A 1,615-nucleotide genomic window follows, 5' to 3' on the forward strand; every position below is an offset into this window, starting at 1 on the left:
ATCGTTTAGCCAGAGGCGTTTGCGCTTTGGTTGCTTTTGAGGTACTTTTACCCTAGCGTTCTCCAAATTCGATATACACGTTTGTGATTGATATGATATCCACGCCCATGCTGCATCGCTGTAATCATACGATATCCATATCGCCCATATGTACTGGCCAGTTCTACAATCTGTGCAGTGATCTCGTCCTCATCTGCCCGTTTAACGACTTCGTATCGCTGGCTGCTGCGTGGTTGTCCTATTATGCGGCATGCCCGTCGTTCGCTGATACGGTATTTATCTACCACTGCCTTAGCCGTTGCTCTACGCTTGGACGGGCTTAAAAGTTTCCCGAGTTGATATCCTTTAGTATCTGATTATCCAGCATGACCTCTGCCAGCAACTTCTTAAGGCGATTATTTTCTTTTTCTAGCTCTTTCAGCCTCTTAGCCTGATCAGGATGAATGCCTGAATACTCTTTTTTCCACCGGTAAAATATTGCTTCGCTGATACCCTTATCACGGCAACAATCCGCAATATTTTTACCTTTGCCGTTTAGGATTTCAATATCCCGTAGGATTCCTACAATTTCTTCTGCACTGTATGTTTTCCGTGGCATTTTCATCATTCCTTTGTTTTATTTTACCACGGCTTTTCTCTACTTGCAATTGGATTGGTTTTTGGGGGGCAGATCATTGGTCTTTAAATTCCTGATCTAACATCTGCTATTTAAGCCAACAAAAAGTTAAGAGGAAGCCTACCATCTTCATTTGAATACTTTACATAACCGCATCTTAGTGATGCGGTTATTTTTTATAAAAGGAGGGATGCAAATTGGTGATTAAAGCAAAAATCAATAAGGTCTTTTCTAATTTGGATAAGAGCGTAAGTGTCGTAATACCTAATATAGAAATCGGAAATAGGTATTATGACATCTTCTGCCCTACTTAATACCGAAGCAATACGTCATATTACAAGGCAATTAATCCAAACAAATAATTCCTTAGACTAAAGGAAACATAGCAAATTAAAATGTAAAGGAGATGTATCAAAATGAGCAAAATGAAGAAAAAAGTTATATCTCTCACCAATCATGTCGCCGTTGCACTCACCAATAACAGCGCAGAAGGGTTTGTGGACACCGGCATAAAAATTTTGATCTCAGTTGTCGTAGGCGCTGCCTTGCTCGCCGGATTGTACGCATTGTACGGAGATACAATTCTGCCGACACTTAAAACAAAGATCGAAGGCTTATTCAACTACAAAGGATAATGATAAAAATGCGGAGCGGTATTTAAACTGCCGCTCCGCATTCCATTTATGGAGGTTAGATATGGAAGTCTTTCCGTTTAATATTCCAATTTTACCGCCTGAACTGCTTACAAAATTCATTTCAGTAATTTGCCTTGCCCTGTTCCCGCTTTTGCTCGGATATATATTTAACTGCTATACAAAAAAGAAGTGGAATGTATCACATGTATTGAACATTGTTTTAATCGCTATGAGTATAGGGTTACTGTATTCTGTATATGGAATATCCTTGACAAGCATTAAAGGAATTCTGTTTACAATATTGCTCATATATGCCGGCATCAGCGATATAACAACACGACAGGTCAGCAATTGGGTGCATATC

General features: G+C 39.6%; 3 protein-coding genes. 1 reads left to right on the forward strand and 2 read right to left on the reverse strand.

Annotated features, from left to right (window positions below):
• Positions 1-47: 47 nt before the first annotated feature.
• Positions 48-287, reverse strand: coding sequence for an IS3 family transposase (locus AC29Z1_RS17715; RefSeq protein ID WP_488272753.1), 240 nt, complete (start codon positions 285-287; stop codon positions 48-50).
• 32 nt (positions 288-319) lie between these two features.
• Positions 320-598, reverse strand: coding sequence for a transposase (locus AC29Z1_RS17720; RefSeq protein ID WP_488272754.1), 279 nt, complete (start codon positions 596-598; stop codon positions 320-322).
• A 434-nt stretch (positions 599-1,032) separates the two neighbouring features.
• On the opposite strand from AC29Z1_RS17720, the gene AC29Z1_RS17725 reads away from it, so the two are divergent.
• Positions 1,033-1,251 carry a DUF6133 family protein gene (locus tag AC29Z1_RS17725; protein ID WP_488272755.1) on the forward strand — a complete coding sequence of 73 codons (219 nt, stop codon included), beginning with the start codon at positions 1,033-1,035 and terminating at the stop codon, positions 1,249-1,251.
• Positions 1,252-1,615: the final 364 nt, after the last annotated feature.

The sequence above is a fragment of the Sporomusa sp. genome (assembly GCF_057736855.1).

What these genes read in the sequence shown, in the direction of transcription:
- AC29Z1_RS17720 (WP_488272754.1), bottom strand. Translation starts at nt 598, where the DNA reads ATGCCACGGAAAACATACAGTGCAGAAGAAATTGTAGGAATCCTACGG.
- AC29Z1_RS17725 (WP_488272755.1), top strand. Translation starts at nt 1,033, where the DNA reads ATGAGCAAAATGAAGAAAAAAGTTATATCTCTCACCAATCATGTCGCC.